Below are 24,986 nucleotides of genomic sequence, written 5' to 3' on the forward strand. Positions count from 1 at the left end.
GCAGTGACGATTTGATTGCGGTGGCCCGCATGCCTATGGCCGTAGGAAGCCCTTTGCGGCCGGCGGCTGCGCAGGGCTCACGATGCCTTCAGCGAGATCGTCGAGGATCGGGCAATCCGGACGGTGATCGCCATGACAATGGCCGGCGAGGTGACGCAGCGTGCGTGCCATGCCCTCAAGCTCCCGGATGCGGCGCTCGATATCGGCGACATGGCCGAGCGCGACCCGCTTCACCTCGGCGCTCTCGCGGCTCTTGTCACGCCAAAGGGCGAGCAGCGTAGTCATTTCCTCGACCGAGAATCCGAGGTCGCGGGCACGGCGGATGAAGCGCAGCGTCTCGACATCACCGGGCTGGTAAGTGCGATAGCCCGCCTCGGTCCGCGCCGCATCGGCGATGAGGCCGATGCTCTCGTAATAGCGGATCATCTTGGCCGAGACGCCGGACGCCCGCGATGCTTCGCCGATATTCACCATCAGGCTCCTTTCGGATGGAAGCGCTTCAGCCGCAGCGCATTGCCGACGACAAAAACGCTGGAGAGCGCCATGGCGGCCGCGCCGAGCATCGGCGACAGCAAGATGCCGAACGGCAGGTAGAGCAGCCCGGCCGCGACCGGGATCAGCGCGGCATTGTAGATGAAGGCCCAGAAGAGGTTTTCGCTGATATTGCGCATTGTCGCCGTGGAAAGGCCGATCGCGGTGACCACGCCGGCGAGATCGCCGGACATCAACACGACATCGGCACTCTCGATCGCGACATCCGTGCCCGTGCCGATGGCGACGCCGATATCGGCCGCGGCAAGGGCAGGCGCATCGTTGATGCCATCGCCGACAAAGGCGACGCGCGCGCCGCCCCGCTTGAGTTCAGCCACCACTTGCGCCTTGCCCTCCGGCAGGACGCCAGCACGCACCTCGTCGATGCCAGCGGCCCGCGCGATGGCCTTGGCCGTGGCCTCGCCGTCGCCCGTGACCATCACGACGCGGCGGCCAAGCTGTTTCAATCCGGCAATCGCCGCGGCGCTGGTCGGCTTCAGGGCGTCGCTGACGGCGATCACGCCGGCCCCTTCGCCATCGACGGCGACATGAAGCGGCGACTTGCCTTCGTCTCCGAGGCGCGCGCTCTCGGCGGCGAGCGGCGTGAGATCGACGCCTTCCGCGCGAAGGAAACGCGCCGTCCCCACAAGGACCGCGCGGCCGCCGACGCGTGCGCGGATCCCGTTGCCGGCAAAGGCCTCGAATGAATCGGCCTCGGCGGTCGGCGCGCCCTCGGCTTCCGCCGCCTTTTGCAGGGCCCGGGCGATGGGATGTTCCGAACGAGCCTCGGCGCTGGCGACGAGGCCCAGGAGTTCCTTGCGCGTGAAGCCGCTGACGGTGACGAGGTCCGTCAGTTCGGGCTTGCCCTCGGTCAGTGTCCCGGTCTTGTCGATGGCAACGACATTTGCGCCCGCAAGCGCCTGAAGCGCGTCGCCCTGGCGGAACAGAATGCCGAATTCGGTCGCGCGGCCGGTCCCGACCATGATCGAAACGGGTGTGGCGAGGCCCATAGCGCACGGGCAGGCGATGATCAGCACCGCAACCGCGTTGACGAGGGCGAGCGATAACGCCGGCTCCGGCCCGAACATGTACCAGCCGAGGAACGTCACGATCGCGACGGCAATGACGGCTGGAACGAAGATGCCGGTCACGCGATCGACCAGCGCCTCGATCGGCAGCTTGGCACCTTGCGCCGCCTCGACCATGCGGACGATCTCGGCAAGCTTGGTATCGCTGCCGACGCGTTCGGCGCGGAAGGAGAAGCTGCCGCTGCCGTTGACCGTGGCGCCGAAAACCGGGCTGCCGGCTGATTTCGAGACGGGGGCAGGTTCGCCTGTGATCATCGATTCGTCGACATGCGACATGCCTTCGGTCACGGTGCCGTCCACGGGGATGCGCTCTCCGGGCCGGACCAGCACGATGTCACCGACGCGAACCTCTTCGATCGGCATATCGATAGCGCCGGCGCCATCGCGACTGACGCGCGCGGTCTTCGGACTCAGTTTGACGAGCGCGGCGATGGCGGCGCCCGTGCGACCCTTGGCGCGCGCCTCGAGCAACCGCCCGAGCAGGATCAGCGTGACAATGACCGCCGCCGCCTCGAAATAAAGCGCGTCATTGCCGGCAGGGATGAGCCAGGGCGCGAAGGTCACGACGCTCGAATAGAGCCAGGCAGCACCAGCGCCGAGCGCGACGAGCGCATTCATCTCGGGCCGGCCCTTCAGGAGAGCCGGAATGCCGGAGGCAAAGAACCGGCGGCCGGGGAAGGCGAGCACGAGGGTCGCCAGCGCGAATTGCAGCCAGCCATTCCACGGCCCCAGCGTCATCATCGTCCAGTGATGCAAAGCCGGCACCAGATGGCCGCCCATTTCCACGATGACGATCGGCAGCGTCAGCAGGGCGGCGAGCGTCAGATCGCGTCCGAGTCCTTCCGCGTTGTGGTTGTGATGGGCCATCGCATCATGCGGCGGATGGTCATGCGTCAGCTGATGCGCCTGATAGCCCGCGCCAGCCACCGCCGCCTCGATGGCGCCGGACAGCGCGTTGTCGTGGGTTCGTATCGTCGCGCGTTCTGTGGCGAGATTGACGCTGGCCGCATCGACTCCCGGCACGGCCTTGATCGCCTTCTCGACGCGCGAAACGCAGGACGCGCAGGTCATGCCCTCGATCGAGAATTCGATTCGCTCGGGCGGGGCTCCGTGCCGGGTGCCGGTCATGTCGGCCGGATGATGATGCTGTGTCATCGGCTTTCCGCTCTCTTTGATCTTGATGACCCATCACATAGGGCTTCCCATGATGGGAAGGTCAAGGATGTGTTTTCACTCTTGACCTTGCCACGGTAGGAAGACCCAGATCTGGATCAACAGAGCCATCAGAAAGGGCGCTTCAGATGTTGATCTTCACTGTTCCCGACATGTCCTGCGGACATTGCGCCTCGACGATCGGCAAGGCCGCGCGCGCGGCCGCCCCCTCGGCCGAGGTCAAGGTCGATCTCGCGTCGAAGCGCGTCGAGATCGCGGGCGAGGCCGATCAGGCCGCGGTTGTCGCGGCGATCCGGGCAGCCGGCTATGAGCCGGCGGTCGCCTGACGGCCGTCGAGGCTGAAGGCTCCGGGGCCGGCGGCGGCGAGATACAAGAAGACGAAGCAGAAGAGGATCGGCGCGTCGCCCTGATTGTTGATCGGGAAGAACGCGATCGGCAGATGCTCCATGAAATAGGCGATCGCCATTTCGCCCGAGAGCACGAAGGCGACCGGGCGCGTCATCAAGCCGACGATCAGAAACAGGCTACCGACGATCTCGATCACGCCGGCGATCCAGAACAGCGTCAGCGGCGGCAGGCTGCTCATGCCGTCGACATAAGGCCACCCCAGCACCTTCGACGTGCCATGCTCGAGAAACAGCAGCGCCGCGACAATGCGGAGGGCAGCCAGGAGTTGTGGCTGCCAGCGATCCAGGAATCTCATCGAGAGCATGACGTCGTCCTCCTGCGAAGCTGCGAAATCCTACACCGTCTCGCCGGGCGAAGCGGATCACGAAGCGCGGCGCAGGAGGCACGTTCTGTCGCGGTGTTGGTCTTGGAACGAAACGTCGATCAGCGCTTTGATTCATCGGAAGCCGATTTTGCGGCTGAGGAGAACAGCATGGTCGTAGACAAGGTTCTGAACACGATCGTTCCGGGACGTGCCCAGCGCGAACAGCAAAAGTCAAAAGAGCAGAAGCTCGATCTTGAACTGAAGGAGACGTTTCCAACCAGCGATCCGCTCGCCTCGACACAGCCTGGCGCGGGCGTGACAGGTTCGGAAGTCAAGCCGTCGAAGCTTTCCCCGTCTCAGATCGCGTCAGGTCGCAAGTAGCGACATCATTCTCACGAAAATGCCCGGGCTGGTCCCGGGCATTTGTTTGTCCAGCGCTGCCTCAGCGGCTGTCAATCTCGTCGCGGCCCGCGCCGAAATCCTCGTCATCGAATTCGATTGCTGCATGCCGTTCGCCGCCCGGATCGGGCAGGGGACGGGCATCCTGGTTTTCGTCGGCAATATCCTCCGCCTGCTGCTGGCGGATGTTCTCGTCATCGTTGGCAAAACCGCCCTGCTGGCGCTCGTCGGTATTCGCATAGGGCTTGGGATCGTGTTCGGTCATGCGACGTCCTCCGTCCTGATGGCGTGACAGAGGCAAACGTCACCCTTGAGGAACGGTTCCGTCGCAGGCCCTTACGGCATCGCGAAGATGGGCTTCAGGGCCTCATAGGTCGCGCGATACCGGGCATAACCTCGGTCATAGACGGTGCGGTGGGCATCGATCGGGCTGACGAGGTCGCCTTGGCGGGCCAGCGCGCTGACGCCCGACCAGTCCGTCGCAAGGCCGCTGCCAATCGCAGCAACCCAGGCGGCGCCGACCGATGAGCCATGGGGGTTTTCGAGCAGGCGGACCGGCAGGCCGACGATGTCGGCAACGATCTGCATCCAGATGCGGCTCTTGGTGCCACCATCCGAGGCGAAGACCCGCGAGGGGCTATGACCCATCTCGGCCAGCACGTCGAGATGATGGCGGAAACCATAGGCGATCGCTTCCAGCAACGCGCGCCAGATATGGCCCTTGCCATGGCTGAGGCTGAGGCCGGTGAACGTCCCGCGCGCCAGCGGATCGTGGATCGGGGTCTTCTCGCCGAGGAAATAGGGGAGACAGAGCACGCCGTCGCTGCCGGCCGGCACGGACGCCGCAAGCGCGTCGAGTGCCACATGCGGCCGTTCCTCGCCGTTTTCGGTTCCGATCAGGCCGGCAAGCCAGTTGAGAGCCGAGCCGGACGCAGCCATGCAGCCGTTCGGCGCATAGACGCCGGGCACGAGGTGATAGTCGAGATAGAGCCGCGGATCGGGCGTGGCGGTTGCCGCCGCGACGACGATATCGCCGGCGCCACCGAATTTGAGGAGAACATCGCCAGGCTCGGCGATCCCCGCCGCGAGCGCCGAGGCGATGTGATCGGCGGCACCGCCAAAGACAGGCAGACCTTCGGGAAGTCCGGTCAAGGCGGCGGCTTCGGCAGAGACGGTGCCCATCCGCTCATGCGTGACGGTGCGGTCCGGCACGGCGCTGCGCGCAATGCCGGCAAGGCTCACGAGGTCGTCCGCGATCTTGTGGTCGGCGAGGTCCGTGAATCCGGCTTCGAGCGCCCAGTTCTGCTCGACGGCGCGGCGGCCGGTCAGGCGGAAGTTGATATAGTCATAGGAGCCGAAGACCGTCGCGATGCGTGCAAAGACCTTGGGCTCGTGGCGCGCGATCCAGCGCAGTTTGGCGGCGACGAGTTGCTGGTTGACGCCATTGCCGGCGCGCGCGAGGAACGCCGCCTCGTCGAGTTCGGCCTTCAGCGCATCGACTTCGGCGCTGACGCGGCCATCGCTCTGCTGGATGCTCGGGCGCAGCACAGCGCCTTCGGCATCGAGCAGCACCACGGCCGGCAGCATGCCGGTGACGCAAAGCCCGGCGAGGCTCGCAGGACCGCCCGGCAGGGCCGCGACGATCTCCTGGAGGATGGCGATGCAGTTTGCCCACCATTCCGCCGGATCCTCCTCGGCCCAGCCCGGAAAGGGCGAGGAGAGTGTGACGGGCTTCGAGGCGACATGCAGGATTTCGCCGGGCGGCCGCACGGCAATGCCAATGGTCGAGGTCGTGCCGATATCGAGACCGATGACAGTGTCCGGGCGGGCGAAGGTCATGGTTCGGTCAGACGATGGAGTCGACGACGTCCATGAAGCGCTTGACGCGATCCGCGTCGACCGCGTTCCAGGTGTCGCCATCGACCTTGAAATGCGTGCCGACGATGGCGCCGTCAGCGTAGGTCATGACCTCGCGGACGTTTTCGAGGCGAACACCGGTGTTGGCGAAGATCGGGACGTTCTTGACCGCTTCGGACACGGCGCGGAGATCCGACGTCTCGGCCGGCTGGCCGGTGATCGGGCCCGAGACGAGGATCGCATCGGCCAGAGACGAGAAGACGGCGCTCTTGGCGCGCAGCGCGATCGGCCGGTGATCGAGGCTCGCGGCGAATTCGGCGTTGATGTTGAAGAGGAGCTTCAGGTCCGGCCGACCGAGATCGCGACGAAGACGCAGTGCCTCGGCCGCATTCGGTTGCCAAAGGCCCATGTCCGAGGCGAAGAGCCCGGTGAAGATCTCGCGGGCGAAGGAGGCGCCGGTCGCGCAGGCGATCGCCACGGAGGCGGAGGGATCCCAGAGATAGTTGACGCCGAAGGGCACCTTCATCATCGGCTTCAGGGCCTGAATGACGGCTGTCATCGCGGCGATCGTCGCCGGGCTCGCCTTGAAGACGTAGGGCCTGTCGTTCTCGTTGCCGAACATCACCGCATGGATGCCGCCGGCCTGCAGTTTCTCGAGGTCGCTGGCGGCGTTGTCGATCAGCTTTTCGACGCCGCCATCGGCATCATAGAGCGGGGTGCCGGGCAGGGCTCCGATATGGACCATGCCGACCACGACCTTGCGACGCGCGCCGAAGAAATCAAATACCATTCCTTTTAATCCCCTTGGCGGGAGCCGATCCTGCCGGCCGCCGCGTCATGTCAGAACTGAAATCTATCCCGCGATCCGCTCGGCGATCGGGCTGGCCACGATCACCTCGACCTCTGCCGCTTCCAGCGCCCTTGCGAGATGGTTCGGGGGCGGCGCATCGGTGACGAGCACGTCTGCGCCCGCGATGTCACAGACACGCGCGAGCGAGCGATGGTCGAACTTCGAGGAATCGCAAAGGATGACGATCTGGTCGGCGCGGGCGATGAAGGCGCGCTTCACCTCGCTGTCCTCGACCGAATAATCGAAAAAGCCGGCTTCGATCAGGCCAGAGACACCGATGAAGACGCGATCGAGATTGTAGTTGGCGAGTTCGCCGACGGCGCGCGAGCCAACCACCGATTGTTCCGGATTGCGAACCTCTCCGCCGAGCACATAGACCGGGCTCTTGGAAGCCGACAGGACCATGGCCGCGCGAAGACTGTTGGTGAAGACGCGGAGATCCGCCCGCTCGATGATCGCCTCGGCGAGCGTCAGGGTCGACGTGCCGACATCGAGGCCGATGGTCTCGCTCGGGCCGATAAGGCCGGCCGCGGCATGGGCGATCGCCGTCTTCTCGCGGGCATTGCGATGGCGCCGGCGCTTGAAGGCCGGTTCCTCGAGGTCGAACACCTCGCGCGGACTGGTCGCGGCCGAGACGGCGCCGCCATGCGTGCGCGCCAGGAGGCCGCGCTCTTCGAGAACGACGAGATCGCGGCGGATCGTCATCTCGGATACGTTGAGATTGGAAGCGATCTGCGACACCGAGACGAAGCCATCCATCTCGACCACGTCGAGGATCAGCGACTGGCGCGCGCCAGCCGGCATGCGTCCGAAGCCGACGGCCGGGTCATAGCTGGGAAGATCGTCCGGATTCATTCAGGGCTGCCCTTCGAGACTGCGCGCGACACAGCCAGGCCACGTTCAGACTAAAACAGGTTCGAACATAACCGAACATGAACCGGAACTTCGACGTTGTAAAGTGTTCGAGTTTGCGCTTCCTTAGCGCCTTCAAAACCGAAAACGCGAGGAGCTGACAAGGCAATGGCGGGCATATTCGACTTGACGGGCCGGAAGGCTCTCGTCACCGGCGGCGCCAAGGGGATCGGCGCCGCGATCGTCCGCGCTCTCGACCGGGCCGGCGCGACGGTTGCGATCGCCGACCTCGACGTGATGACCGCACAGACCGTGATCGCCGAGCTCAGCAATGGCGGCTTTGCCGTCGAGATCGATGTCACCAAGCGCGCATCGGTCGAACATGCCGTCGGCCAGGCGATCGAGGGACTCGGCGGCCTCGATATCCTCTGTGCCAATGCAGGCGTATCGACCATGCGGCCGGCCGTGGACATCACGGACGAGGAGTGGGACTTCAATTTCGACGTCAATGCGCGCGGCGTCTTTCTCACCAATCAGATCGTGACGCGCTATTTCCTTGCCGAAAACAAGCAGGCGGTGATCGTCAACACGGCTTCGCTGGCCGCCAAGGTCGGCGCGCCGCTGCTGGCCCATTACTCGGCCTCCAAATTTGCCGTTTTCGGCTGGACGCAGGCGCTGGCGCGCGAACTCGCGCCGAAAGGCATCCGCGTCAATTGCGTGTGTCCTGGCTTCGTGAAGACCTCGATGCAGGAGCGCGAGATCATCTGGGAAGCCGAACTGCGCGGCATGACTCCGGAGGCCGTTCGCGCCGAATATGTGTCGCTGACGCCACTCGGTCGCATCGAAGAGCCCGAAGACGTCGCCGACGTTGTGGTTTTCCTTGCATCTGACGCGTCACGGTTCATGACCGGGCAGGGTATCAATATCACCGGCGGCTTCCGCATGGACTGAGTCCAGGCCGAGGCCTGACATTCCAGCCCTCGCCGATCTCAGGCGGAGGGACAGCTCGGGCAAGGGTTCGATGTGGCAGTGGCGTGATTTCGGAGCGGTGTGGCGGCGTCGCACGGCTACGACCGGTGGGGCAGTCCTCATCGGGCTTGTGGCGCTCGCCTTCGCCGCCTCGGCGGACAAGGCGATGGAGGCCTTCGAGTTTGTCCTCGCCCGCTGGCCTTATGCCCCGCTCGTCCTGACGCCGGCCGCCTATGCCGCCATCGTCTGGATCACGCGGCGCTTTGCCCCGGAGGCGCGCGGCTCGGGCATCCCCCAGGTCATCGCGGGATCGCACAATGCGGCCTCGGAAGCCAATGCGCGGCTGACGTCGCTGCGAACGGCGGCCTTCAAGTTCGTGCTGACCATCCTTGCCCTCGCCGCCGGCGGCTCGGTTGGGCGCGAGGGGCCGACGGTGCAGATCAGTGCCGCGCTGATGGAAGGCATGCACAGGCTGTTCCGCGTGCCGCTCACCGCCGCCGTCACCATCGCCGGCGGCGCGGCCGGCGTCTCGGCGGCGTTCAATACGCCGCTGGCGGGCGTCGCCTTCGCGATCGAGGAACTGGCGTCCGCCTATGAGCAGCGGCTTGCGCTGCTGGTTATGGCGGCAGTCATGATCTCAGGCCTCGTCAGCCTCGGCATCGCCGGTGACTACCTCTATTTCGGAGCCGTGCACGACGTGTTGTCGATCAAAGCAGCGATCATGATCGCTCCCGTCGCCGGCGTGCTCGGCGGCATCGGCGGCGGTCTCTTCTCGCGCGCCATGCTCTGGTTCACCGCCAGCGAATGGCATCCGGTGGCGGCGGTGCGCAGCCGTCCGATCCTCTGGGCGGCCGCGGCGGGGCTCGTCATCGCGCTGATCGGCGTCTTCGGCGCCAACCTGACCTGGGGCACTGGCTACAGCGTCGCGCGCTCTATCATCGAAGGTGGCAGCGAGCCGCTGTGGTTCGGACCGGCGAAATTCGCGACAACACTGCTGACGGCGCTTTCCGGAATTCCCGGGGGCATCTTCGCGCCGTCGCTCTCCGCCGGCACGGGCCTTGGCCAAGTGCTGACCGCCATCTTCCCGGACGAACCTGTTGGCGCCGTGGTCGTGCTCGGCATGATCGCTTATTTCGTCGGCGTCGTCCGCGCGCCGCTGACGGCCGTGCTCATCGTCTCGGAGATGACGGACGGCCACAAGCTGATCCTGCCGCTTTTCGCCACCGCCATCATCGCCGACGGCGTCTCGGCGCTGGTGTGCAAGGAGCGGCTCTATCACGGCCTTTCGCGTGGTTTCCGTGATCGCAGCCAACAGCCGCCTGCCGACGCCCATTGATCGCGGTCGGGGGTTGCGTCGGCGCTCCGAAGCTATTCCTATCCGGCGACTTCAAAAAAGAGCGGAGGCAGCGATGACAAGGGTCGTGATCATCGGCGGCAGCGGGCATGTCGGCACCTATCTGGTGCCACGGCTAGTCGAGGCCGGATTTCATGTGGTGAATGTCAGCCGCGGACAGAGGCAGCCCTACACGCCGCACAAGGCATGGGGCAGCGTTGAGCAGGTCGCGATCGATCGCGAGGCTGCCGAAGGCGACGGCGCGTTCGGCGGCGCGATCTTCGACCTGAAGCCCGATATCCTAATCGACATGACGTGCTTCACGCTCGCAAGCGCGAAGGAGATCGTCGAAGCGGTCAAAGGCGAGGTCGAGCATTTCCTGCACACCGGGACGATCTGGGTGCATGGCCCGAGCGTCACGGTGCCGACGACGGAGATGCAGCCCCGCAAACCCTTTGGCGACTATGGCGTCCAGAAAGCCGCGATCGAGGCCTACTTGCTGCACGAGGCCCGCCGCAACGGCTTCCCCGCGACGATCGTCCACCCGGGACATATCGTGGGCCGCGGCTGGGAACCGCTCAATCCCGAAGGTCACTTCGAACCGGCTGTGTTCACACGCCTCGCGCGCGGCGAGGAAGTCCTCATCCCCAATCTCGGGATGGAGACGGTTCACCACGTCCATGCCGATGACGTGGCGCAGATGTTCATGCGCGCGATCGCCCGGCGGAGTGTGGCTCTGGGAGAAGCCTTTCACACGGTTTCACCGGCCGCGATAACGCTTCGTGGCTATGCAGAGGCGATGGCCGCCTGGTTCGGACAAGAGCCGAACCTTGCCTTCCTGCCCTGGCCGGAATGGAAGTCCCGTCAAAGCGATCGCACGGCGCAGGCGACATGGGATCATATTGCCCACAGCCCGAACTGCTCGATCGACAAGGCGAGGGCGATGCTCGGCTACCAGCCGCGCTATACCTCGCTTGAGGCGGTGCAGGAATCGGTGGCCTGGTTGATCGAGAAGGGCATCGTCAGGGCCGACTGATCGGATTGGCGGGGGCGGCAGTGTTCGAAGCGATCTCAGGCTGGTTCGAGCGCGTCGATCCCGGAGCACATCGCCGGGTCAAGGGCCTTCGTCTCGTGACGGCGTTCGGCCTCGCGGCCATGATGGGGACGCTGCATGACGTGGCGTCGGGTGTCGCGGCGCAGGGCAGCACGCTCAGCATTCTGGTGGGTGGTTTCGCGCTCTGGGCGAGCGTCTCGGAAGCCCGAATCAAACGGCGCGACTCGACCCGCGATCTGGTGTTGCTTTGCCTCGCCGCTGGCGTCGGTGCCGTCGTCATGCTGTCCTTTGCGGCCGAACTCAACGCGCCCGGCCGACCCGGCGCCGAGATCATGCTGACGGCCGGGGCCTTTTGCGTCGGCTACCTCAAGCGCTTCGGCGTGCTCGGCGCCGGCATCGGCTCGCAGATCTTCATCGGCCAGTTGCTCGCCTTTGGTGCCGGGCTGACTCGGGCAGACTTCGGAACGGTCGCGGTCGCCGTGACGATCGCGGCGATCGCCTCGGTGGTTCCGCGCCTTCTGAGCGGGCCAGCCGAGCATCCGGCCACCCTGCAAGGCGTGCCTGTCGTCGCGACTGGGCCTCTCAGATCGCCAGCCGAACTTGTGATGGGGTGTCAGGCCGCGGTCGCAACGCTGGTCATCGTGGCGCTCGATGATCGGATCGGTCTCGAGGAAGCAAGCTGGGCGATCACGGCATGCACCTATGTCATCGCCAGCACGACAACCGGCACCATCGATCGCGTTCGGCGGCGGATCATCGGCACATTGATCGGCGTGCCGCTCGGCATCGCATGTCTGCCGCTCGCCATCGATGCGCCGCTTCTCGTCTGGTCGGCTGCTGCCATCGCAATGATCATCTATGCGATGGCACTGCCCGAGCGCTACGACGTGGCCTGCGGCGCCTATGCCTTCACGCTCGTCGTGACGCTCGCGGCAGGCGGCGAGCATTCGACTTGGCTCTTCGCCGCGCGCATCTGGGAGACGGCGCTGGGGGGTGGCTTCGGCCTTGCCGTGGCGCTCATCCTCCTGCCGCTGCATGCGCGCAAGGCGCCCGGCTAAGCCGATCGCCCCTTCGCGCCGGGCCGGAACTCGGTCAGGAAATACAGGAGGCCGATGGCCGGGAAGGCAATGCCGGCGGCGACGATCGCCGGCCAGCCGCCCCATTCATGCAGCGGACTTGCCACGGCCGATCCTAGCGCGCCGCCGATGAAGAAGGTGGCGATATAGAGCCCGTTGAGGCGATTGCGGATCTCGGGTGCCAGCATGTACAGCGCGCGCTGGCCGAAGACCGTGTTCGCCTGGATAAAAAAGTCCAGCATGATCGCTGCGACCACCATCAGCGCGATCGAGAGCAGATGACCGGCGACCCCGGCAAGGGCGAAGGCGACGATGGCGAAGACGATGGCGGCGCCCGTTCCCGCCCGCGTGTAGCCGCGATCGGCGAGGCGCCCGGCGATCGGTGCCGAAAGCGCGCCAGCCGCGCCTGCGAGCGCGAACAGCGCGATCTGCGACTGCGAATAATTGAAATCGGCGCCGTGGAGTTCAAGCGGAACGGCGGTCCAGAACAGGCTGAAATCGGCGAACAGGAAGAACTGATAGATCCCGCGCCGCCGCAACAGCGGCGTCGTCCTCCAGATGGTGAGGAGCGAGGCCAGCAGCGTGCCATAGCTCTGCCCGCCATCCGGCCGCCGCCGCGGCAGGAAGCGCATCAGCAGGCCGAACAGCAGGATCATCGCCGCCGCCGAGAGACCGAAGACGCCGCGCCAGCCGATGAGGTCGGACAGGAAGCCGGCGATCGGGCGCGCCAGCAGGATGCCGACCATCAGGCCGCTCATGACATTGCCGACGGTGCGGCCGCGCGACGCCTCGTCGGTCATGCTGGCAGCCATCGGCACCAGCATCTGGATGACGCTGGAGGAAAAGCCGATGAAGAGCGCCGCGGCCAGGAATGGCAGGGCGGTAGGCGCAAGCGCTGTCAGCACCAATGCGACTGCGGTCACGGCGACTGCGATCGTGATCAGGCGCTTGTTCTCGACGATGTCGCCAAGCGGCACCAGCAGCACGAGGCCGAAGCCATAGCCAATCTGCGTCAGCGTCACGACGAGGCTCGCGACATGCGGCGAGAGCCCGACATCCGGCCCGATCAGCGCGATCAGCGGTTGCGCGTAATAGAGATTGGCCGCGATCGCACCGCAGGAAAAGGCGAGCAGGAAGGTGAGCGCGGGCGTAATCGTCGGCTGCGGAGCCGCTGCGGCCGGAGAGCGTGACGTCATGAGGAATGCCTTGGAACGCGGCGCGGGGTCGCCGGCGGGGGAGAAGACATGCCAGCTTTCGCCGCGAAATCCAACAGGCTGCTCACGACCTGTCGCAAGCCATTCTAGCCCGCGACCACCTTGCCATGCTTCAGCACCGTTCGGCCGCCGGGGACACCCGCCACCGCCTCGGGCACCGAGCCTGCGGGAATCAGCACGAGATCGGCGCGGCAGCCCGGAGCGAGGCCATAGCCTGACAGGCCGAGCACCGTTGCCGGGATCGTCGTCACCATGGCGAAGGCGTGGGCGACGTCCTCGTCGGCATTGAAGTCCTGGCGATAGCCGATGATCATGGCGCGTTGCAGCAGGTCGCCATTGCCATAGGGTGACCAGGCATCGCGGATGTTATCCGAACCGGCAAAGACCGTGACGCCCGCCGCCTTGAGCCGCTTCACCGGCGGCATCGAAACCGGGCCCGGGCCATTGGTCATGATCGCGACGCCGGCCGACGCCAGCGCTTCGGCCGTGCGCCCGAATTCCGCATCGTCGATGGCGCCGAGCGCGAAGGCGTGGCTGACAGCGACCTTGCCGTTGAGCCCCGCAGCCTTGGTGCGGCCGGCGATCTGGCGCAGTTCGAAGGCGCCGAGCGGGCCGGGATCGTGCAGGTGGATATCGAGACCGACGCCGTATTTCTCGGCGATGGAGAAGATCGCATCGAGATGGCCGGTGACGTCATTGTCGATGCCAGCTGGATCGAGCCCGCCGACGAGGTCCGCCCCTTCCTCGAGCGCAGCGTCGAGCAGCGCCGCCGTGCCCGGATCGGTGATGACGCCGCTTTGCGGGAACGCGACGATCTGGATATCGACGAGATGGGCGTAGCGCTCCTTCAGCGTCAGCACCGCATGCAAGCCCTTGAGGCCGATCTCGGTGTCGATGTCGACATGGCTGCGGACGGAGCCCGTGCCGAATGCGGCGATCTGCTCGATCAGCCGCCCGCCGCGCTCCTCGACCGGCAGCGAGACCGTGCGGCGCAATTCCTTCTCGGCCGCAATGCGCAGCGCGACGGTGTTGCCCGGAATATGCGGAATGAAGGGCAGGCCGAGCAGCGTCTTGTCGAGATGGATATGGCCCTCGACGAAGGAGGGCGAGACGAGCTTGCCCGCGGCGTCGATCCGGCGCGCGGCGAGCGGCCCTTGCCCGGCCGGCGACACGGCGGCGATGGCCGCGCCGTTGATCGCGACGTCGACAAGGCTTCCATCCGGCGCTGTCGCTCCGGCGATGACGAGATCGGCTTGCATGGTGCTTCCGTCAGGCGATGAGGTTGACGCGGCGCGCGGCGACGACGCGATAGAGCGGATCACCGTAGACCTTCTCCTCCTCGCGGGCGGAAAAGACGAGGCTGATGTCATGCTCGTCGTCGGAAGCGATGGCCGCTGCGGCGATCTCGTCCCAGGACGGTGCCGGCAGCCTCCGCCACGCCTCGACCTCTTCGGCCGAAGGCAGCGACGGGAAGCCGATCTTCGGGACCAGCGAGGCAATGATCTGCCAGAAATAGCGCATGATGCGCGGCCGGTCGGCGGCAGCAAGATGTGATGAGACCAGGCGCACCCAATGCGTTCCTGTCACCGCATGCAGCGCCGAGAAGTCCATCGTCGCCGCGAAGAGCGCGAGCGAAGTCGACGCCAGGCGGGCAAGACAGTCGGAGCGGATCTCCAGCAGGTCGACCACCGGCGCGAAGCCCGGCGCCTCGCCGGCAGCGCGGATCGAGTGCCAGAGCAGGTCGGTCTCGGGCTTGAGCGCATGCATGTCGGGGATCGCTGATGACGCCGCGAGAACCGCGCCGGGATCATCGGTGCTCGGGGACGCGCCGGTCGCCTCGGGCATCTTCAGATAGGTCGCGCACCAATAGCCGATCGCCGTACCGACTTCGGCCGGGTCCATGCGAAGCACGCCATAGGCAAGCCGCATCAGGCAATGCAGGGCGCTGGCCCCGATGCCGGGAATGAGCGTCGGCACATAAGTCTGGATCGCGTCATCAATGCCGAGACGGCGGACTTCGGCGATCATCAGATCGCGATAATCGGCCTCGCGGCTGCGGTCGCCGAGATGGACGAGCCAATCCTCGCGCGCAATCGGCGCGACGCGTGGCGGCATCGGCACGAGGCCTTTGACGCGGCGATACATCGCGAGCCATTCGGCAAGGCGCGCGTCGTCCGAGCCGAGCCGGTTCATCGCGACCAGGATCATCGGCACATGATTGGCGAGCAGATAGGGGAATTCGACGCTGTCAGCCCGGGCATCAGCGAGGAGATCGTCGAGCCGGTCATGCGGCAGGGCAGAAGCGAGGGTCATGATATCTCTCCTAACCTTGGACAGGGGCAGCGCGGCCGGTGTCGTCGGCGCGGAAATGCTCTTCGTCATAAGCCATCAGGTCGGCATAATGCGTATCGGCATCGGCGAGGAACAGGCCCCGCGTCAGCGCCGCCACCATGCGCGGCACGCCATATTTCAGCCCGGTAATCCCGTTGCAGATCGGGCCGAGGCTCGGCACCGCGCCATTGTTGAAGACATGGATATGCGCGAGCCACGGCGCCATGCCGGCTTCCTTCTCGGTGAACTCGAAATCACGTCCGAGATAGGGATAGCGCGCGAGGGCGGCGTCTTCCTCTTCGGCCGGTGGGGTGAAACGGTCCGACCAGAGCGCGATCGCATCGCCGAAGGGCGCGAGTTCGGGCCGGAGCGACAGGTCGATATCATATCCCGTACCGAGCAGCAGGTGATCGAATTCGAACGTGCCGCGCGGCGTATCCAGCTGGACGCGGCCGCTCTCCATGCGTGCGGCCAGCGGCGGGCAGCCAAGCTCGGTGCGGAAGTTCGGGAAGGCGTGTGCGGAGCGGTACATCTCCTGCGTAGGCGGCACTTTCAGCTCGAAGAAGCGCCGCATGAAGCGCCAGCGCCGCCCCGCGTCGAGATCGGCGAAATGGCCGAGGAAGCCGGGGAAATTGCTCCAGGCGAGCACTTCCGTTTTCGGCAGCTCGCTGGCCCTCGCGAACAGCGCCACTGAACGGGCGCCGTTGCGCAGCGCCGCGACCGACCAGTCGAAGGCCGAGGATGCCGCGCCGATCACCCCGATATCGAGGCCGCCGAGGCCGGACGTATCGACGGTTTCGCCGCTATGGGTCCATCGTTCGCGCGGCAGAGCCTTCACGAAATCCGGCACCGCAAGGCCGCCCGCGCCCTCGATGCCGGTCGCCAGAACCAGCTTGCGGGCATAGAGGCGGCCGGCGCCGGCGGCGGTCTCGATATCGAGCGCGAGATAATCCTCGATCGGATGGATCGCCTTCAACACCGTGCCATTGCGCACATCGAGGGCCGCCATACGTCGATACCAGGTGAGATAGGCCATCCAGTCTGCGCGATCGATCTTGCCGACCGCCTGCCAGGCATCCTCGCCATGGAGCGCCTCGTGCCAGGCGCGATAGGTAAGGCTCGGCACGCCAAGATCGGGGCCGGAAAGATGCTTCGGCGAGCGCAGCGTGTCCATGCGAGCGCAGGAGAGCCATGGACCCTCGCGCCCCTCGGCGCTGCGGTCGATCAGCACGACGTCGCCGACGCCCTGCCGCTTCAATCCGAAGCCGATCGAAAGCCCGGAGAGTCCGGCGCCGACAATGACGACATTATGCAGCGGCGCGCCGTCCGGTCCGCTCCGCCGTGGCAACCAGGGGCGCGGCGCAGCCTCGATCCGCTCAAGGTCGCGTGCGATCAGCCGTTCGAGTTCGTCCAGACGTGAAGAAGCGCTCATGCGTCGATCCGCGCGTGGCGGCTCCGGAAGGAGAGGGCAACGGAAGAATGGTTGCCGATCTCGCGGCCGGCGTAAAGGCGGTTGATGCCTGCCGATTGATCGACATGCGGCCTTGATGCCCAATTAGGCAGGAGCCACAATGGCAGCAACGCCTCAAGGGGCCCTCCGAAGGAAAATGCACCGCGCCAGACAGCGCCGCACGATCCCGCTGCCACCGGAAGGCGAAGATTCGAACAATGTCTATAAATCTGAGTGAACATGGATAGGGCAGGCGCCGCGTTAGTGTTCGGAGTGGCGTTATTCAGGACTTGTTCGTGACTCGTGTGCATTTCTGTGAGATTCGGAAATAAATGACGTTTCTTGAGCGCGATTTTGTTTGATGTATACTCCGTTTCCGCTCCCTTGTCACAACGGAAGAGAGTCAAGACAATGATCAAGACATCTGCATTCAAGCTCGGTGTTGCCGCGCTCGCGCTGGCTTCAGCCGTGGCGACGGCGGGGGCGGCGGACAAGCCGCTGGCCGGGACAACCCTGACCATCGCGTCCCAGAACGACCAGTTCGCTTCGGTCATCGCCAAGCTGGCGCCGGAGTTCGAGGAAAAGACCGGGGCCACGGTCAAGGTCGACATCCTCGACTATGGCTCGCTGCTGACCAAGACGCAGGCGGATTTCGTCGGTCATACCAAGTCGTATGACCTGATCACGATGGATATCGTCTGGGCCGGACAGTATGCCGAGAACGGCTACACGGTCGACCTCAATGATCTGATGAAGCGCGACGCCGCAGAGCTTCAGCTCGACGATATTTATCCCGCGACGCTCAAATATATCGGCCAGTACGATGGCAAGCAGGTCGCGTTCCCCTTCGCGGGCTATGCAGCGGTGCTCGCCTATCGCAAGGATCTGCTCGACGCCGCCGGCCTCAAGGTGCCGGAAACGACCGAGGACTTCGTCGCCGCGGCGCTGAAGCTGACCGACCCCTCGAAGAAGATCTATGGCTTCGTCGCCAACGGCCAGAAGGGCCCGGCCGTGGCCCAGGATTGGCTGCAGTACAACGCCCAGCTCGGCGGCTCGGTGCTCGATGCCGACGGCAAGCCGGCGCTCAACTCGGATGCCAATGTCGCGAGCCTCAAGGTCTACAAGGAGCTGTTCGACAAGGCAGCTCCTCCCGGCGCAGTCGATTATGATTGGGGTGGCCGTGAGGAGAGTTTCCGCCAGGGTCTCGTCGCCATGATGGAGACCTGGTCGGTCGGCGCGCCCGGCTATTACGATCCGACGATGTCCAAGGTCGTTGATACGGTCGGCATCAGCTACACGCCGGTCGCCAAGGGAATGCCGGTCAAATACGGCCTCGGCGGCTGGGGCATGGCGATCAATGCCGATATCGACAAGCAGAAGCAGGAAGCCGCCTGGACCTTCATCAAGTGGCTGACCAGCCCTGAAGTCCATAAGGAAATGAACATGAACGGCGCCGGCAGCTATATCCGCAAGTCGACGCTGTCCGATCCGGATCTCAACAAGAAGTATCCGTTCCTGCCGATCATCGCCAAGTCGTTCGACAATGCCGATGGCGACTATCGTCCGCGGATTGCGCAGTATCCCGAGATCCAGGATCTGCTCGGAACGGCTGTCAATTCGGTTCTGGTCGGCGGCGCTGATCCGAAGGCCGCGCTCGACGAGGCGCAGGCCCAGGCCGCGAAGCTGTTCTGATCATCGAGCAGTGCTGATCGTTCCGCCCTGCGGGGCGGGACCCCGGCTGCGGCCCACAAGGCCGCAGCTCCTTTTCCAGACCTTCGAGGAACCGCTCCGTGTCGATCGCAACGACCGCCATCCCTTCACAGAGACTGCCAACGCGCAAGAAGTCGATGCGTTTCGACGACCGCCGCCAACTGTTCCTGCTCGCGCTCGCTCTGCCCGCGGTCGTCTATATCGCCGCGGTTGCGATCTGGCCGCTGGTCCAAGGCATCGGCTACTCGTTCTTCGATTACAATCTTCTGCGTCGTGGCGGCGCCAAGACCTTTGTCGGGCTCGATAACTATGTTCAGGTCCTGACGGACAAGACCGGCCAGCGCGCGCTGATCAACACTTTCGTCTTCACCATCGGCGCGGTGTTCTTCGAATTCATCCTCGGGCTCGGCCTTGCGATGCTGCTGTGGCGCGATGGCCGTTTCAATCGCATCTGCCTCGCCTTCCTGCTGATCCCCGTCACGATTACGCCGCTCGTTGTCGGCCTCATCTTCCGGGCGCTGCTCGCGGTCGACTACGGCTATATCGGCTATTATCTCGCCGAGTGGGGCATCACGTCGCCGCGCGGTCTGCTCGCCGGAACGACCACCGCTCTGCCGACACTCATCTTCGTCGATATCTGGGAATGGACGCCGCTGGTGGCGCTGATCCTGCTGGCGGGCCTCAAAGCCCTGCCGGGCGATATTCTCGAAGCGGCGTTTGCCGACGGCGCGACCTCGTGGCAGCGCTTCCGTCTCGTCATCCTGCCGCTGTTGCTGCCGACCGTGTTTCTGGCGCTGGTGCTGCGGATGATGGACGCGTTCCGCGTCTTCGATTCGATCTTCGTCACCACCGGCGGCGGACCGGGCGATTCGACCACCTCGCTGATGGTCTATGGCGTCAAACAGGGCCTGCAATTCTTCAACATCGGCTATGCCGCCGCGATCGCCAACATCTCGATCCTGTGCATCGCGCTGATGGCGGCTGCCTTCACGCTGCTGATCCGCCGCGCCGATGTGAAGGCCAACGAGCAATGAGCACGATGACCACCACCGCGACCCTGCCGCGCATCGCCGCGTCCGCCCGCCGCGTGACAGCTCTTCAGAAGCGAATCCGCATCGAGCGGACCGCACTCGTCCTGATCATCGCCGTCTATATGATTCCGGTGCTCTGGCTGGTCGCGACGGCCTATAAGCCACCGAAGGACATGTTTTCCTCGCCGCCGAGCTTCCTGTTCGAGCCGACGCTGCACAATTTCCGCCGCGTGTTCGAGGTGTTCGACGTCTGGTCGCTGCTGCAGTCGAGCATCATCATCTCGCTCGGCTCAGCGGTCCTGTCGCTGCTGCTCGGCGTGCCGGCCGGCTATGCGCTCGCCCGTGCGCGCTCGCGCTATGCGATCTGGGTCGCGTATCTCTTCCTCGCCATCCGCACCGTACCAATCATCGCGACGTTGCTGCCGTTCTATCTGATGATGCGCGACATCGGGCTGCTCGGGACGTGGTGGGCGGTCATCCTCATCAACACGACGCTGAATTGCGCCTTCGTGACGTGGATGATGTTCTCCTATTTCCGCTCGCTGCCGCGCGACATGGAAGAAGCAGCGCTCACCGATGGCTGCACATTGTTCGGCGCGTTCTACCGCGTCGCGCTGCCGACTGTGGTGCCGGGCATCATCGCCTCGGCGCTCTTTTGCGTCATGTTCTCGTGGAATGACTTCCTGGTCGCGATGTTCCTGACCAATTCGGACTCGAAGCCGCTCTCCGTTGCGCTTCTCGCCGCCTTTGGCACCAAGGACATCACCTGGGGCACGCTCGGCGCGCTCGCCCATTTCTCGACCGTGCCAATCATGCTGATGGCGCTGTTCCTCAACCGCTATTTCGTGCAGGGCCTGACCAAGGGGGTGCACTGAGGACGGATCGCCTTTCAGCGTTCCGTCGCCCCACCGTTCCATGCTCTGTCATTGCCGGATCAAGCTCGGCAATGACGGAAGACGAACTTCAGGCGGTCTCGACATTGCCGCGCGGTGCGGAGCGTGCGGCGCCGGCCTTGGCGGGCTGCATCTGCGGCCAGGTCGTGCCGGACTTCCGCGTAGCGAAGGCCAGCGTCAACATGAACGCGCCGAAGACGGCTACGATGGCGAGTGAAGCGATGATGTCGATGACGGGCATGGTTCGGTCTCCCCGATTGTGATGGGAAGACCCTCATGCAGCCTTGCAGGCGGCGCCTTGATGCGGATCAAACCGGCTGAGGATTCCCCGTCGCGCCGAGCGTCAGGCCGGTCTCGCGGTGATAGGCGGCGCCGAAGCTCGCGACCTTCGCGTCCTGCCAGGAGGGCGCGAGGAAGGTGATGCCCTGCGGCAGTCCGTCCGGGCGGAAGCCGTTCGGCACCGCCATGCCGCAGAGGCCCATCAGGTTGACGAAGTTCGTGTAGATGCCGAGCTGCGCATTGAGGCGGATCGGATCGGCGAGAATCTCCGCCTTGGTGTAGATCGTCGGCGTTGTCGGCACGACGAGAACGTCGATATCGGCCCAGGCGGCGCGCGTATCGCGCTTCAGCGCCGCCACCTTGTGGATCGCCGCGAAGACATCCTTGGCGGTGTGATTGCTGCTGGTGTCGAGGATCGACAGCGTGACCGGGTGGATGTGGTCACGATATTTCGCGACGACATCGTCCATCGAGATGGCGCGCTCGGCAATGAAGGGGCCGCCATAGAGCAGCTTCTGCGTTTCCTCGAAGGGCGTGAAATCGACTTCGACCTTGGTGCCGCCCATCGCTTCCAGCCTTTCGACGGCGGATGCGAACAGCTTGGCGGCTTCCTCATCGCCGAAGAAGCGCAAGGCCGCCCCTGCGGGAACGCCGAAGCGGAATTGCAGCGGGATCGGCCCGATCACGAGATTGACGTCATCCGCTTCGGGCTTCGAGAACTCGTAGCTTGCGTCATAGCCGCCCATGCGGCGTCCGACGGCGACGGCATCCTCGGTGGTCAGCGCGAACACGGTCATCGTCTCGGCCGATTTGAGGCTGCCGCCGCCTGAGACGGAGGAATTTGAAATAAAGCCGGGCGTCGGCTTCAAACCGACAATGTTGTTGAAGGCGGCGGGAACGCGGCCTGAGCCGGCGGCGTCGTTGGCGACTGAGAAGGAGACGAGACCAGCCGCAACGGAAACGCCCGAGCCCGACGACGAGCCGCCCGAAATGTAGTCCTCGCCGAACACCGACGAGCAGGCGCCATAGGGCGTGCGCACGCCGACAAGGCCGACGCCGAACTGGTCCATGTTGACCTTGCCGAGGCAGAGCGCCCCGGATTCGATCAGCCGGTTGATTGCTTGTCCCGTTGTCTGCGGCACATAGGCCATCTCGGGCAGCGCATTGGTTGTCGGCATGCCCGGGACGTCGTTGCAGTCCTTCACCGAATAAGGGATGCCCCAGAGCGGGTCGTCTGTCGGGCCGGCGGATTCGAGCGCGGCGGCATGCTGCAGCAACGCGTCGCGCGGAGCGAGATGGATCCAGACATGGTCATCGCCACGTGCCGCGATCCGGTCATAGATGGCGTCGATGACGTCGGTCGGCTTCAATGCGCCGCTGCGGTAGAGGCGGCCGAGCGTCGTGATGTCCAGCGAGCCCGTGGCGGGCGACCAGTCGGCGGTCATTGGCAATCCAGTCCGGGTCAGAGCTTGATGGCGGCAATCGGCGCGGTCGTTCCGAACAGGCCGGTGCCAAAGCGAGTGATGTCGAGTACGGCGGTCTTGGCGCCCGGCAGGTCCGTCGCCGTGCCGTCCTCGAGCAGAAGACATTCATAGCCGCCGTCATTGGCAGCGCGCATCGTGGCGTGCACGGCGCCCTCGGTGCGGAGACCGGCGATCACGAGATTGGCGATCCGCTGCCGCTGCAACAGGAAACCGAGATCCGTGCCGAGGAAGATATTGTCGCCCGCATGGTCGATGACCGGCTCGCCGTCGAAAGGCGCGAGCGCCTCGACGATTTGCCAGCCATCGCCGCCCCGCGGCAGAATGCGGTCGAGCAGCCGGGTTGCGTTGCGAAGGGCGGTGACGCGGGGCAGGCCGACCGCCGGGTCGTAGCCGCGCCGGCCGTGAAGGACTGTGCCGCCGGCAGCGCGCCACGCGGCCAGCAAAGGCGCAACGGCAGCGACAACAGGCTCCGCGACAATTTCCGCAACCGACTCGGCCTGGAAGTCGATCAGGAACAACGCCGTGTCAGCCATCGACCAGGCGCCGGTGAACGGCCATGCATAGGGCTGCGATGCCACGGGCGCGTAGGTGGTCATGCCGCCGCTCCTGTCTTGGTGGCGCCGGCAATCAGGTCGATCAGCGAATTGGATGACATCACCGCGCCCCAGCGACCGCCATGGGCGGCCAGCACGTCGACCATGCCCTGATGATTGGCGCTTTCGACCGCCGCGGTGCCATCAACCACCAGCACGCAGTCATAGCCGAGGTCAGCGCCGTCGCGGATCGTCGACTGGACGCAGCAATCGGAAGTGACGCCGCAGACGATCAGCGCCTCGATGCCGCGGGCGCGCAGCAGCTGATCGAATTCGGTGGCATGGAACGAACTCTTGCCGGGCTTGTCGACGACGATCTCGCCGGGGAGCGGATAGAGTTCGGCGATGATGTCGTGACCGGGATCGCCGCGTGTCAGCGCACGGCCCTGGTTGCTCTCGTCGCCAATGCCGACGCCATGCAATCGGCTGCGCCAACGCTTGACCGGGTTGAGGTCGGTCAAATCGGCGCGATGGCCTTCGCGGGTGTGGATGACGGTCATGCCGGCTGAGCGAGCGGCCTCCAGCAGGACGGCGATCAGGCCGATAGGCTTCCGTGTATTTTCGATGCTCTGGCCCAGCCGGTCGATCCAGCCGCCCGGCCCGCAGAAATCGGTCTGCATGTCGATGACGACTAGGGCGGTGCGGTCGAGATCGAGCGGGCCTGTGATCGGCCAGGTGGCGTCGCTTTGCATCGGATCCTTTGTAACGGCTGGCGTCAGTGCGAAATCGCGAGTTCTGTGACGGCGTCGAAGACGTGGATGCGGGCCGGCTCGACCGTAAGTCCGATGCGGCTGCCGCCCTTGATGCCGAGCGTGCCGTCGAGGACCGCGCGCAGCCGCGTGCGGGCGCTGCTCATCTCGTCACCGCTTTCGCTCTCAATGCCGCTCGCGACCACCGCCCCTGCATCGAGATCGACATGCACGAGCAAGCTGGCGCCGAGATCCTCGACGAAGGCGACAGTGCCGCAAATGCGGCCGGGAGCATCGGGTTCGTCGGCCGCGACATGGAACGCTTCGGGCCGGATACCGGCGATGACGGGCGCGCCGACATGGGCGGCGAGGGCGGGGCGCGCGGCAAGCGCCGCTGCATCGAGCGGGATCGTCAATTCGCCGAGCAGGAGCGTAAGTCCGCCATCGACCGTCACGATCTGGCCGGACAGCATGTTCATCGGTGGCGATCCGATGAAGCCGGCGACGAAAAGATTGGCAGGGGCGTCATAGAGCTTGCGCGGCTCGGCGAGCTGCTGCAGCACCCCCTTGTTCATAACGGCGACACGGTCGCCCATCGTCATCGCCTCGACCTGATCATGCGTGACATAGATCGTGGTGACGCCAGTCATCTTCTGCAGCCGCGCGATTTCGGCACGCATCTGGCCGCGCAGGCGCGCGTCGAGATTGGAAAGCGGCTCGTCCATCAGATAGGCCTTGGGCGAGCGCACCAGCGCCCGGCCCATCGCGACGCGTTGTCGCTGGCCACCCGATAGCTTGCCAGGCTTGCGAGAGAGATAGTCGCCAAGCTCCAGCAACTGCGCGGTTTCGGCCACCTTACGGTCGATCTCGGCCTTGTCGGTGCCGCGTACCTTCAGACCGAAGGCGATGTTCTCGGCGACGGTCAGATGCGGATAGAGCGCATAGGACTGGAACACCATCGCGATGTTCCGGTCGCGCGGGGCGAGGTCGTTCGCGACGACGCCGTCGATGATCAACTCGCCGTCCGAGATCTCTTCCAGTCCGGCAATCATCCTGAGAGCCGTCGACTTGCCGCAGCCGGAGGGGCCGACGAGCACCAGGAACTCGCCATCGGCGATGGTCAGCTCGAGCGCGTTCACGGCCAGCTGGCCGTCGTCGTAACGCTTGGTAACGCGATCGAATACGATCTCAGCCATGGCGATCCTTGCCCTCCGTCAATTCACAAAATGCCACATCGGCCGACATCGTGTCAAAGACCTAGAATGCTGGATTATCTGCCAGATTTCCCAGGCTTGATCGTCAAAGGGCTGCGATTATGTTCGAATTTGTGCGGATTTAACGGCAGACGCCAGCTGGGCGACGAGGGCTTCGGAGGTCTCGTCACGAACGTTTTGACGGGCAAAGCCGAGGGTCACAGC

Annotated in this window: 25 protein-coding genes; 9 read left to right on the forward strand and 16 right to left on the reverse strand. The window is 65.1% G+C overall.

Annotated features, from left to right (window positions below):
* Positions 1-33 precede the first annotated feature (33 nt).
* Together cueR and LB518_RS22185 are read right to left on the reverse strand one after the other, a co-directional pair.
* Positions 34-471: a Cu(I)-responsive transcriptional regulator gene (cueR, locus tag LB518_RS22180; protein WP_224580009.1), complete on the reverse strand. Its 438-nt coding sequence runs from the start codon at positions 469-471 to the stop codon at positions 34-36.
* Between the two features lie 2 nt (positions 472-473).
* Positions 474-2,747: a heavy metal translocating P-type ATPase gene (locus LB518_RS22185; RefSeq protein WP_224580033.1), complete on the reverse strand. Its 2,274-nt coding sequence runs from the start codon at positions 2,745-2,747 to the stop codon at positions 474-476.
* A gap of 173 nt (positions 2,748-2,920) precedes the next feature.
* Between LB518_RS22185 and LB518_RS22190 the strand changes: the two genes are divergently transcribed.
* A complete protein-coding gene (locus LB518_RS22190) occupies positions 2,921-3,118 on the forward strand; it encodes a heavy-metal-associated domain-containing protein (protein WP_224580010.1) in 198 nt (65 codons plus the stop codon).
* Here LB518_RS22190 and LB518_RS22195 read toward each other — a convergent pair.
* Entirely contained in the window at positions 3,097-3,504 is a 408-nt protein-coding gene (locus tag LB518_RS22195) for a DoxX family protein (RefSeq protein ID WP_224580011.1), read from the reverse strand. The genes LB518_RS22190 and LB518_RS22195 overlap by 22 nt on opposite strands.
* A 102-nt stretch (positions 3,505-3,606) precedes the next feature.
* Here LB518_RS22195 and LB518_RS22200 point away from each other — a divergent pair, with 102 nt between their 5' ends.
* Positions 3,607-3,885, forward strand: coding sequence for a hypothetical protein (locus LB518_RS22200; RefSeq protein ID WP_224580012.1), 279 nt, complete (start codon positions 3,607-3,609; stop codon positions 3,883-3,885).
* A gap of 61 nt (positions 3,886-3,946) precedes the next feature.
* Here the strand turns inward: LB518_RS22200 and LB518_RS22205 are convergent, their stop codons facing one another.
* The 4 genes from LB518_RS22205 to LB518_RS22220 form a co-directional block, all read right to left on the reverse strand.
* Positions 3,947-4,168: a hypothetical protein gene (locus LB518_RS22205; RefSeq protein ID WP_224580013.1), complete on the reverse strand. Its 222-nt coding sequence runs from the start codon at positions 4,166-4,168 to the stop codon at positions 3,947-3,949.
* 71 nt (positions 4,169-4,239) lie between these two features.
* Positions 4,240-5,742, reverse strand: a complete 1,503-nt coding sequence (locus LB518_RS22210) for an FGGY-family carbohydrate kinase (RefSeq protein WP_224580014.1) — start codon at positions 5,740-5,742, stop codon at positions 4,240-4,242.
* 7 nt (positions 5,743-5,749) lie between these two features.
* Entirely contained in the window at positions 5,750-6,550 is an 801-nt protein-coding gene (locus tag LB518_RS22215; protein ID WP_224580015.1) for a BtpA/SgcQ family protein, read from the reverse strand.
* 63 nt (positions 6,551-6,613) lie between these two features.
* Complete coding sequence (locus tag LB518_RS22220; protein WP_224580016.1) at positions 6,614-7,465, reverse strand: DeoR/GlpR family DNA-binding transcription regulator; 852 nt, start codon at positions 7,463-7,465, stop codon at positions 6,614-6,616.
* Positions 7,466-7,630: 165 nt separating this feature from the next.
* On the opposite strand from LB518_RS22220, the gene LB518_RS22225 reads away from it, so the two are divergent.
* The 4 genes from LB518_RS22225 (at position 7,631) to LB518_RS24860 (ending at position 11,876) form a co-directional block, all read left to right on the forward strand.
* Positions 7,631-8,413 carry an SDR family NAD(P)-dependent oxidoreductase gene (locus LB518_RS22225; RefSeq protein WP_224580017.1) on the forward strand — a complete coding sequence of 261 codons (783 nt, stop codon included), beginning with the start codon at positions 7,631-7,633 and terminating at the stop codon, positions 8,411-8,413.
* A gap of 70 nt (positions 8,414-8,483) precedes the next feature.
* On the forward strand, positions 8,484-9,767 hold the full coding sequence (locus tag LB518_RS22230; RefSeq protein WP_224580018.1) for a chloride channel protein: 1,284 nt from the start codon (positions 8,484-8,486) through the stop codon (positions 9,765-9,767).
* 73 nt (positions 9,768-9,840) lie between these two features.
* On the forward strand, positions 9,841-10,800 hold the full coding sequence (locus LB518_RS22235; protein ID WP_224580019.1) for an NAD-dependent epimerase/dehydratase family protein: 960 nt from the start codon (positions 9,841-9,843) through the stop codon (positions 10,798-10,800).
* Positions 10,801-10,820: 20 nt separating this feature from the next.
* Positions 10,821-11,876 (forward strand): FUSC family protein, encoded by a 1,056-nt coding sequence (locus LB518_RS24860; RefSeq protein WP_224580020.1) that lies wholly within the window; start codon positions 10,821-10,823, stop codon positions 11,874-11,876.
* On the opposite strand, the gene LB518_RS22245 is transcribed toward LB518_RS24860, so the two are convergent.
* The 4 genes from LB518_RS22245 to LB518_RS22260 form a co-directional block, all read right to left on the reverse strand.
* The gene (locus LB518_RS22245; RefSeq protein WP_224580021.1) at positions 11,873-13,090 is read right to left on the reverse strand and encodes an MFS transporter; all 1,218 of its coding nucleotides are present in this window, start codon (positions 13,088-13,090) and stop codon (positions 11,873-11,875) included. The two genes, LB518_RS24860 and LB518_RS22245, sit on opposite strands and share 4 nt — an antisense overlap.
* 104 nt (positions 13,091-13,194) lie before the next feature.
* Positions 13,195-14,367 carry an amidohydrolase family protein gene (locus tag LB518_RS22250; RefSeq protein WP_224580022.1) on the reverse strand — a complete coding sequence of 391 codons (1,173 nt, stop codon included), beginning with the start codon at positions 14,365-14,367 and terminating at the stop codon, positions 13,195-13,197.
* Between the two features lie 10 nt (positions 14,368-14,377).
* A complete protein-coding gene (locus tag LB518_RS22255; RefSeq protein ID WP_224580023.1) occupies positions 14,378-15,421 on the reverse strand; it encodes a questin oxidase family protein in 1,044 nt (347 codons plus the stop codon).
* A 10-nt stretch (positions 15,422-15,431) separates the two neighbouring features.
* Positions 15,432-16,871 carry a SidA/IucD/PvdA family monooxygenase gene (locus LB518_RS22260; RefSeq protein ID WP_224580024.1) on the reverse strand — a complete coding sequence of 480 codons (1,440 nt, stop codon included), beginning with the start codon at positions 16,869-16,871 and terminating at the stop codon, positions 15,432-15,434.
* Between the two features lie 429 nt (positions 16,872-17,300).
* Here LB518_RS22260 and LB518_RS22265 point away from each other — a divergent pair, with 429 nt between their 5' ends.
* From LB518_RS22265 to LB518_RS22275, 3 genes are all read left to right on the forward strand, one after another.
* Positions 17,301-18,581, forward strand: coding sequence for an extracellular solute-binding protein (locus LB518_RS22265; protein ID WP_224580025.1), 1,281 nt, complete (start codon positions 17,301-17,303; stop codon positions 18,579-18,581).
* 155 nt (positions 18,582-18,736) lie between these two features.
* Entirely contained in the window at positions 18,737-19,633 is an 897-nt protein-coding gene (locus LB518_RS22270; RefSeq protein ID WP_224580034.1) for a carbohydrate ABC transporter permease, read from the forward strand.
* A gap of 119 nt (positions 19,634-19,752) precedes the next feature.
* A complete protein-coding gene (locus tag LB518_RS22275; protein ID WP_224580035.1) occupies positions 19,753-20,505 on the forward strand; it encodes a carbohydrate ABC transporter permease in 753 nt (250 codons plus the stop codon).
* An 88-nt stretch (positions 20,506-20,593) separates the two neighbouring features.
* Here the strand turns inward: LB518_RS22275 and LB518_RS22280 are convergent, their stop codons facing one another.
* The 5 genes from LB518_RS22280 to LB518_RS22300 all read right to left on the reverse strand — a co-directional run bounded on the left by LB518_RS22280 (position 20,594) and on the right by LB518_RS22300 (position 24,764).
* Entirely contained in the window at positions 20,594-20,764 is a 171-nt protein-coding gene (locus tag LB518_RS22280) for a hypothetical protein (RefSeq protein ID WP_224580026.1), read from the reverse strand.
* A 67-nt stretch (positions 20,765-20,831) separates the two neighbouring features.
* Complete coding sequence (locus LB518_RS22285; RefSeq protein WP_224580027.1) at positions 20,832-22,247, reverse strand: allophanate hydrolase; 1,416 nt, start codon at positions 22,245-22,247, stop codon at positions 20,832-20,834.
* A gap of 17 nt (positions 22,248-22,264) precedes the next feature.
* Entirely contained in the window at positions 22,265-22,882 is a 618-nt protein-coding gene (locus tag LB518_RS22290; protein ID WP_224580028.1) for a cysteine hydrolase family protein, read from the reverse strand.
* Positions 22,879-23,571 (reverse strand): cysteine hydrolase family protein, encoded by a 693-nt coding sequence (locus tag LB518_RS22295; protein WP_224580029.1) that lies wholly within the window; start codon positions 23,569-23,571, stop codon positions 22,879-22,881. Before LB518_RS22295 ends, LB518_RS22290 begins: the two co-directional genes overlap by 4 nt.
* A gap of 23 nt (positions 23,572-23,594) precedes the next feature.
* On the reverse strand, positions 23,595-24,764 hold the full coding sequence (locus LB518_RS22300) for an ABC transporter ATP-binding protein (RefSeq protein ID WP_224580030.1): 1,170 nt from the start codon (positions 24,762-24,764) through the stop codon (positions 23,595-23,597).
* Positions 24,765-24,986: the final 222 nt, after the last annotated feature.

Source organism: Mesorhizobium sp. BR1-1-16, from assembly GCF_020165495.1.
Taxonomy (GTDB): Bacteria; Pseudomonadota; Alphaproteobacteria; order Rhizobiales; family Kaistiaceae; genus Kaistia.

Excerpts from the sequence above, each read along its gene's own strand:
- LB518_RS22190 (WP_224580010.1), top strand. The coding sequence starts at position 2,921 with ATGTTGATCTTCACTGTTCCCGACATGTCCTGCGGACATTGCGCCTCG.
- LB518_RS22215 (WP_224580015.1), bottom strand. The coding sequence starts at position 6,550 with ATGGTATTTGATTTCTTCGGCGCGCGTCGCAAGGTCGTGGTCGGCATG.
- LB518_RS22205 (WP_224580013.1), bottom strand. The coding sequence starts at position 4,168 with ATGACCGAACACGATCCCAAGCCCTATGCGAATACCGACGAGCGCCAG.
- LB518_RS22230 (WP_224580018.1), top strand. The coding sequence starts at position 8,484 with ATGTGGCAGTGGCGTGATTTCGGAGCGGTGTGGCGGCGTCGCACGGCT.
- LB518_RS22255 (WP_224580023.1), bottom strand. The coding sequence starts at position 15,421 with ATGACCCTCGCTTCTGCCCTGCCGCATGACCGGCTCGACGATCTCCTC.
- LB518_RS22225 (WP_224580017.1), top strand. The coding sequence starts at position 7,631 with ATGGCGGGCATATTCGACTTGACGGGCCGGAAGGCTCTCGTCACCGGC.
- LB518_RS22245 (WP_224580021.1), bottom strand. The coding sequence starts at position 13,090 with ATGACGTCACGCTCTCCGGCCGCAGCGGCTCCGCAGCCGACGATTACG.
- LB518_RS22295 (WP_224580029.1), bottom strand. The coding sequence starts at position 23,571 with ATGCAAAGCGACGCCACCTGGCCGATCACAGGCCCGCTCGATCTCGAC.
- LB518_RS22275 (WP_224580035.1), top strand. The coding sequence starts at position 19,753 with ATGATTCCGGTGCTCTGGCTGGTCGCGACGGCCTATAAGCCACCGAAG.
- LB518_RS22235 (WP_224580019.1), top strand. The coding sequence starts at position 9,841 with ATGACAAGGGTCGTGATCATCGGCGGCAGCGGGCATGTCGGCACCTAT.
- LB518_RS22250 (WP_224580022.1), bottom strand. The coding sequence starts at position 14,367 with ATGCAAGCCGATCTCGTCATCGCCGGAGCGACAGCGCCGGATGGAAGC.
- LB518_RS22210 (WP_224580014.1), bottom strand. The coding sequence starts at position 5,742 with ATGACCTTCGCCCGCCCGGACACTGTCATCGGTCTCGATATCGGCACG.
- LB518_RS22280 (WP_224580026.1), bottom strand. The coding sequence starts at position 20,764 with ATGCCCGTCATCGACATCATCGCTTCACTCGCCATCGTAGCCGTCTTC.
- LB518_RS22285 (WP_224580027.1), bottom strand. The coding sequence starts at position 22,247 with ATGACCGCCGACTGGTCGCCCGCCACGGGCTCGCTGGACATCACGACG.
- LB518_RS22260 (WP_224580024.1), bottom strand. The coding sequence starts at position 16,871 with ATGAGCGCTTCTTCACGTCTGGACGAACTCGAACGGCTGATCGCACGC.
- LB518_RS22300 (WP_224580030.1), bottom strand. The coding sequence starts at position 24,764 with ATGGCTGAGATCGTATTCGATCGCGTTACCAAGCGTTACGACGACGGC.
- LB518_RS22195 (WP_224580011.1), bottom strand. The coding sequence starts at position 3,504 with ATGCTCTCGATGAGATTCCTGGATCGCTGGCAGCCACAACTCCTGGCT.
- LB518_RS22185 (WP_224580033.1), bottom strand. The coding sequence starts at position 2,747 with ATGACCGGCACCCGGCACGGAGCCCCGCCCGAGCGAATCGAATTCTCG.
- LB518_RS22220 (WP_224580016.1), bottom strand. The coding sequence starts at position 7,465 with ATGAATCCGGACGATCTTCCCAGCTATGACCCGGCCGTCGGCTTCGGA.
- LB518_RS22265 (WP_224580025.1), top strand. The coding sequence starts at position 17,301 with ATGATCAAGACATCTGCATTCAAGCTCGGTGTTGCCGCGCTCGCGCTG.
- LB518_RS22270 (WP_224580034.1), top strand. The coding sequence starts at position 18,737 with ATGCGTTTCGACGACCGCCGCCAACTGTTCCTGCTCGCGCTCGCTCTG.
- LB518_RS22290 (WP_224580028.1), bottom strand. The coding sequence starts at position 22,882 with ATGACCACCTACGCGCCCGTGGCATCGCAGCCCTATGCATGGCCGTTC.